The organism is Allobosea sp. P1_A7, assembly GCF_056406775.1.
Window position 1 is genome coordinate 50,015 of record NZ_JBFTZN010000009.1, and the last position, 7,016, is coordinate 57,030.

Genomic DNA, 7,016 nt, shown 5'->3' on the forward strand with positions numbered 1-7,016 from the left:
GGTCTCCCCCGCGCCGCATCGAAGCGCTCAGCGCTTCAGCTTGATGTCGAGGCCCTTGTAGAGACCTGCGCCATAGWCACCGTGGGCACGCACGCCCTCGACGCGGTCGCCCGAGACAACCCAGAGCGGCTGCGAGACGAGCGGCACCCAGACATTGGCTTCGGTGAGCTGGGTCTGGACGGCGCCAATCGCCTGCTTGCGCTTGTCGGCATCGACGGCCGTTGCCGCAGCCTTCAGCATCTCGTCGGTCTTCGGGTCCTTCCAGTTCATCCGGTTCGGGGTCGGCGCCTGGCGGCTGTTGAAGTAGAGGTTCAAGGCCTCGGTCGCCGTCACATAGGGATAGGCCATCACGAAGGCGTCGAATTCCTGCGTGGCGAGCTTGCCCCAGGCAACCGTCGCATCCCAGAGCTGGATCCTCATGTCGATGCCGACCTTGCGCAGGTCGGCCTGCATGGCCTCGGTGATCCGCGGATTGACGTCGTTGCGGATGCCGTAGACCGTGAAGGTCGCCTTCTTGCCGTCCTTCTCGCGGATGCCGTCGGCACCAGCCTTCCAGCCAGCCGCATCGAGGAGCTTGGCCGCCGCCGCCGGATCATATTTCGGCATCTTGGCGGCTGCGTCCTTGTCGAAGTCGAGGACGCTCGCATTGAGGAGTGCCGGCAGGGTCTGGCCCTTGCCGAAGAAGATCGCCTTCGCGATGGCGTCCTTGTTGACGGCCATGTTGACCGCCTCGCGGATCACGCCCTCGCTGGAGATGGGCTTGTCGACCTTGAAGCCCATGAAGATGTCGTAGATATAGTTGTCCTGCCGCYGCACCTGCATGCCGGGCATACGCTGCATCGTATCGAGCGCGATATACGGCATGTAGTAGGTGACGTCGGCCTGCTTGGCCTGGATCGCCGCCATCAGCGTATTCGACTCAGGAATGATCTTCCAGACGATCTCGTCGATCTGCGGCTTCGGATCCTTGTAGATCGGCGGCCCCCAGGTGTAGTGGGGGTTCTTCTTCATCACGAGTTCCTGCCGCGGGGTCCACTTCACCCAGCAATAGGGTCCCGTCGCGTTGAAGCCCTGCACGCCGAAATTGGCGCCGAGTTTCTCGACCGCGTTCTTGTCGACCACCGAAGCGAAGGACAGGCMGATCTGGAAGAGCAGGTCGCTATAGGGCTCCTTCAGCTCGTAGACGACGGTCGCATCGCCCTCCGCGCGGATGTCCTTGACCTGACCGCCGCGGAACGACACCGGCGACTTGTTGGCCGGATCGGTCCAACGCTTCAGCGAATAGACGACGTCCTCGGCTGTCATCGGACGACCGTCGCAGAACTTCACATCGGTGCGCAGCTTGAACGTGTAGGTCGCGCCGTCCGGAGAGACCGTCCAGGATTCCGCCAGACCGGGCTTGATCGTCTTCATGTCGAAATCGACGCTGACCAGCGTGTCGGCCAGCATGTAGAGCGCTTCGGCCGCAGCCGTCGATGTCGAGCGGATCGGATCGTAATTATCCGCGTCGATGACGCGCAGGATCGACAACGGTGCCTTCTGCTGGGCGCAGACGGGCGCGGCGGTGGCCGCAACAGCGGCGGCGCTGCCGAGAAGCAGTGCGGTAAGCCTATTCATGTGAGGGAACCTCCGGAAATTCTGCGTCTATTTGCGCAGCTTGGGATCGAGAGCATCGCGCAGCGCGTCGCCGAGAACGTTGAAGGCCAGCACGACCACGAAGATGACCAGGCTTGGCAGGACGGAGACATGCGGCGCGAAGAACAGGAAGTTGCGGCCGTCCGCCGCCATCGCGCCGAGCTCCGCCGTTGGCGGCTGCGCGCCAAGGCCGAGGAACGACAGGGCCGCGCCGAGCAGGATGACCTGGCCGAATCGTAGCGTGACGAACACGAAGATCGCCGACAGGCAGTTCGGCAGCAGATATTTGAAGATGATGCGTGCGTCGCTCATGCCGAGCGAGCGCGCGCTCTCGATATAGTCCTGCTGCAGCACGACGATGGCCGAGCCGCGCACGACGCGCGCCATGAGAGGCACGGTCGCGATCGAAAGCGCGATGATCACCGCGGTCAGCCCGGGCCCGAAAATGGCTGCGATGGCCAGTCCGAACAGGATGGCCGGAAAGGACAGAAGCACGTCCATCAGGCGCATGAGCAGGCCCGACACCCGCGTGTAATAGGCCGCAACGAAGCCGACGAGGCCACCGAGCGCACAGCCGAAGACGACGGAAGCGAACCCCATCAGCAATGTGGTGCGCAGGCCGAAGAGCAGCCGCGTGATCATGTCACGCCCCTGCCCGTCCGTTCCCAGCAGGCCCATCTCGCCGGGCGCCTTCAGGGTATTGGCGAGATCGCCGCCATAGGGGTCCGACGGCGCAAGCCAGGGCGCGAAGATCGCCCCCGCGATCACCAGCACCACGAGCACCAGCGAGATGCAGGCGCCGACATCGCTGACGAGCATTCTCAGCACCGACGGGCGGCGGACGATGAAGTCTTCGGTCGCTGGCGTCGGCAGCGATTCCGCCTGCCCCTTCGCGAGCGTCTGCGTGATGGAGCTCATCAGGCGCCCCTCACTCTCGGGTCGAGCACGGCATAAAGCACGTCCACGGCAAGGTTGATCAGGATGAAGCCGAGCGACAGCACGATGATCGTGCCCTGCGCCATCGGCAGATCGCTCGACAGGATCGCGCCAACGGCCAGCCGGCCGATGCCGGGCCAGCTGAAGACGGTTTCGGTAACGACGGCGCCGCCGAGCAGGAACCCGATCTGCAGCCCGATCAGCGTCACGACCGGAACGAGCGCATTGCGCAGGGCATGCCGCATGACCACGGCCCGTTCGGTCAGCCCCTTGGCGCGGGCCGTCCTGACGTGATCCGCTCCCAGCACGTCGAGCACCGAGCTGCGGGTCATGCGCGCGACGGGGCCGACGAAGACGCCGCCCAGCGTGATGGCCGGCAGGATGATCGCGAGAAAGCCGTCCCAGGTCCAGAACGGCCCCATCCGACCRGTGAAAGGCAGCAGCGGATACTTGAAGCCGAGCAGCCAGATCAGCGCCAGGCCGAGGAAGAACACCGGCAGCGAGACGCCTGCGACCGACACCGCCATGATGGCGCGATCAAGGATCGAGCCGCGGAAATAGGCGCCGACCGTGCCCATGGCGATGCCCAGCGGAATGGCCCAGATCAGGGAGGCGACCATCAGCTCGAGCGTCGGCCCGATCGTGTTGCCGAGCTCCTGGACGACCGGCACATTATTGATGATCGACACGCCGAGATCGCCCTGCAGCAACCGCCCGACATAGATCAGGAACTGCTTCCAGAGCGGCTGGTCGAGCCCGAGATCGCGGCGGATGGCCTCGACGATGTCCTGTGTGGCGGTTGGCCCCGCCCGCACCTGCGCCGGATCGGTCGGAACCACCTGCATGAGCAGGAAGCCCAGCAGGAGAACCCCMAACAAGACCGGCAGCGCGAGCAGCAGCCGTTGCAGCGTGTGCCGCAGCATTCCGGCTTCCCCCTACTGCGCTGCGGCTGCGAACTGGCCGAGCCGGTCATAGACCACCTCGCCGCCCAGCAGCGTCAGATCGCAGCGCGCATCCATCTCGACGGTCTCGACCGGAGCCGCGAAGATGTCGTGCGACAAAACCGCGATATCGGCGAGCTGCCCCGGCACGAGACGTCCCATGCGGTCCTCGGCGAACTGGGTATAGGCGCCGATCGCCGTATAGGCATGGACGGCCTCCTCCATCGTCAGGCGCTCCCCCGCACCGATCACCGTGTGGCGCTTGGTCTGGCGCGTGACCATCGTGAAGAGGTTCTTGAATGGGTCCGTGGCACAGACCGGCGCATCCGAACTTGCAGCGGGATGCACACCGGCATCGAACCATTTGCGCATCGGATAGGAGGCATCCGCCCGTTCCTGCCCGAGATTATGCACGTAGAGATCGCCGAACTCGTAGATGAACACCGGCTGCGGCACGGGATCGATTCCGGCAGCTGCCATCCGGGCGAGCTGGCCATCGGTCAGGAAGCCGCAATGCTCGATACGGTGACGACGCCCGAGGACGGGGTGCTCGGCACTGTCCGCCTGCTCGATCCCCGACAGCACCTGCTCGATCGCAGCGTCGCCGATGGCATGAATCGCGAGCTGGTAGCCGAGCCTGTGATAATGCGCGAGATAACCGTGCATGTCCTTGTCGGAATAGATGAAGATGCCGCGATTGTCGGGGTCGCCGACGCGATAGGGCTGGCTCATCGCCGCCGTCAGACCGCCGGCGCTTCCGTCCCCGAACACTTTCATGGCGCCGTAGCGCAGGAGACCGACCTCCCGCCCAAAGCGGTATCTGGCCGCGTGCGCGGCATCGCCGATCCCGTCGGCATTGCCATAGATGCAGACCCAGGTCCGCACCGGCAGGCGGTTGGTGCGGGCCATCTCCTCATAGGCCTCGATCTCCGCCATGCCCGCCAGCATGCCGACGCCGGCATCCATCACACTGGTGAAGCCCTGCGACAGCATGTAATGGCCGGCCTGCTCGATGGCCGTCGTCAGCTCCGCGTGGCTGGGTTTCGGCATCGCCTCGACGATCAGGCGCATGGCGCTTTCAGCCAGAAGGCCGGTGAGCTTGTTGTCGCGCCGCTCGATCAAGCCGCCATCGGGGCTCGGCGTGTTGTGGCCGATGCCGGCCTTGCGCATAGCCTGGCTGTTGACGACGCCGACATGGCCGCAGGTGCGCTTGATATAGACCGGATTGTCGGGCGCCACCTGATCGAGCTCGTCGGCGGTGGGATGGCGGCCCTCGGCCAGTTCATTGTGATCATAGCCGCGCCCGAGCACCCACTCGCCTGGCTTCTTCGTCCTGGCCACCGCCGCAACGCGGCGCAGGACCTCGTCGATGCTGCGTACGCCCTCTTCCGGCCGCAGATTGATTTCGTTCATGCTGACGCCGAGCGGCAGCAGATGCATATGCGCATCGTTGAGGCCGGGAATCGCAACGCGACCGGCCAGATCGATGACACGCGTGCCCGCCCCCCGCAGGCTCGAGATCTCCTCAGCCGAACCTGCCGCGAGGACTGTGCCGTCCCTGACCGCCAAGGCCTCGACGAAACCCTCGGCCAGACCGCAGAAGATGCGGCCGTTCAACAAGACGGTGTCCGCTTGAATCATAACCTTACGCTCACTGCTGCATTGTAATGATTGACACCGCTGCGCGCGCAACTTGCCAGACGCAAGCAAACGCGTAGCGTAACGCAGATTTAGCGCACTAAATCCACGACGTTCAGCTCTGTCAGATAATGGAATATGCTCTAGGCAGCCGTCTCGAGCCGCAGAAACTCTTCCATCCTTGATATTTCCTCGGAGTCATTTTCTTATTGGATTGGGGCTAGCATTGCTCAGAATATTTAACAGCGCAAGGGGCGCTGAGCAGGCAAGCGCTGCAGGCTGTGCGGATCAGGTTGCAGGCATTGCGTGATGGAACGAAGACGGGCGGAGACCGGTCATGAGTTTTGACGTGGGTGGAAGATTGAAGGAAATCAGGGCGTCTGCCGGGCTTTCGCAACGTGAATTGGCAGCTCGCTCGGGCGTGACGCACAGCCTGATCTCGCTGATCGAGCAGAATCGGAACAGTCCCTCGGTCGCGTCCTTACGCAAGATTCTCGACGGCATCCCGATGTCGATGGTGAATTTCTTTGACGAAGAGCGCGTGCCGCGAGGCAAGGTGTTCTTCGAGGCGGACGACCTTCTCGACCTGACATCGCGCCTGCATCAGGTCAGCGGCGGCAGCGGCGAGGGCCGCATGTCGTTCCGACAGGTCGGCGACGCCAAGGCGCATAACCTGCAGATCCTGCATGAATCCTACGAGCCCGGCGCCGATACCGGCGTGACCATGCTGAAGCACGATTCCCATGAAGGCGGGGTGGTCCTGTCGGGAGAGCTCGAGATCACCGTCGGCGAACAGATCAAGATCCTTGGCCCCGGCGATGCGTATCTCTTCGACAGCCGCACCCCCCATCGCTTTCGCAATATCGGCGCGACGCGATGCGAGGTCGTGAGCGCCTGCACGCCGCCCTATCTTTGAGGCCTGGGCGCGATTGGCGGCGCCTCGCCGGAGGAGGACCCAGGATCGTCGATGGTCGTTTTCAAACGCCTCTGCGCGCGAGATCAAAGGACCTCGGCCGCTTTGCTGCCGCCGCGTTGATCGATCGCGCAGGCGAAGGGCGACTTGGCAATCTCGTTACTGCTTGAAGCAGGTCTCGCGGTGCCAATTGAGGAAGTGAGGATGCGGACGCTCAACGGGCCGCGCGGGCGCAAATGCGCGGCCGCTTCGGTTCACGAAGGCGCGGATGCCTTCGACGTCGTTCGCATGTCGCGAGACCAGAATGTCCAGGTCATCGGACAGACTGATCAGCCCGCGATCGAACATCCAATGCGCCGTTCCCGAAAGCGCAAGCCCATTGCTGACGATGTCCGGCCCGTTCGCCTCCACGGGGCGAATATGAGCGGCAGCGACCTCGGCACGACCGCCACCATTGATCAGCCTGAGTCCAGTGATCGCACAGCGCTCACCATAGGCCCGCAACACCGTTCGGCGAAATGCTCGATCGCGCACGATCCGCGAGAGCGCGATCGTCAACCGCTCTCGGGCTTGATCGAAGACAAAGGGAGCCTGCTCTTCCGCAAGCCCGCCGGCGACGTTCGGGTCATCGCTTCGCGGCAGGAGTGGCTCCGCATCGTCGAGGCCGAGGGCGAGAACACGGTTGAAGTCGGCCGATGAGATCGGCCGCACTGCGGCTTGTGCTCGCCCCGATATCCGGCCCTYGTCGTTTAGGACGCCGCGCTCGATGACACCGCTCTCGTCAGCGAAGGGGACCGGATTGGCGAAGTCGAGATAGCTGTTAGGCTCGATCACCGCGATGAACATGTCGTGTGCGGCTGGGTCGGGAATGACCTGCTGAACTTTGGCGATGGCAAAGTATCCGCGCGTATTCGCCACTTTGCGCGGCTCGTAGTAGACGATCCAGTCACTGA

The 7,016-nt window shown here is 63.9% G+C and carries 6 protein-coding genes; 1 reads left to right on the top strand and 5 read right to left on the bottom strand.

Going from position 1 to position 7,016, the window contains the following annotated elements:
* Positions 1-27 precede the first annotated feature (27 nt).
* From AC1D34_RS02585 to AC1D34_RS02600, 4 genes are read right to left on the bottom strand one after another with little or no spacing between them, the layout of a single operon-like run.
* Positions 28-1,617 (bottom strand): ABC transporter substrate-binding protein, encoded by a 1,590-nt coding sequence (locus tag AC1D34_RS02585; protein WP_476823418.1) that lies wholly within the window; start codon positions 1,615-1,617, stop codon positions 28-30.
* 27 nt (positions 1,618-1,644) lie between these two features.
* The gene (locus AC1D34_RS02590) at positions 1,645-2,553 is read right to left on the bottom strand and encodes an ABC transporter permease (RefSeq protein ID WP_441489746.1); all 909 of its coding nucleotides are present in this window, start codon (positions 2,551-2,553) and stop codon (positions 1,645-1,647) included.
* On the bottom strand, positions 2,553-3,494 hold the full coding sequence (locus AC1D34_RS02595; RefSeq protein ID WP_476823419.1) for an ABC transporter permease: 942 nt from the start codon (positions 3,492-3,494) through the stop codon (positions 2,553-2,555). Before AC1D34_RS02595 ends, AC1D34_RS02590 begins: the two co-directional genes overlap by 1 nt.
* A gap of 12 nt (positions 3,495-3,506) precedes the next feature.
* Positions 3,507-5,129 carry an amidohydrolase gene (locus AC1D34_RS02600; RefSeq protein WP_476823420.1) on the bottom strand — a complete coding sequence of 541 codons (1,623 nt, stop codon included), beginning with the start codon at positions 5,127-5,129 and terminating at the stop codon, positions 3,507-3,509.
* A 358-nt stretch (positions 5,130-5,487) separates the two neighbouring features.
* On the opposite strand from AC1D34_RS02600, the gene AC1D34_RS02605 reads away from it, so the two are divergent.
* The gene (locus AC1D34_RS02605) at positions 5,488-6,066 is read left to right on the top strand and encodes a cupin domain-containing protein (protein ID WP_441505941.1); all 579 of its coding nucleotides are present in this window, start codon (positions 5,488-5,490) and stop codon (positions 6,064-6,066) included.
* 156 nt (positions 6,067-6,222) lie between these two features.
* Here the strand turns inward: AC1D34_RS02605 and AC1D34_RS02610 are convergent.
* A partial coding sequence (locus AC1D34_RS02610; RefSeq protein WP_476823421.1) for an HNH endonuclease occupies positions 6,223-7,016 on the bottom strand: 794 nt, incomplete at its 5' end.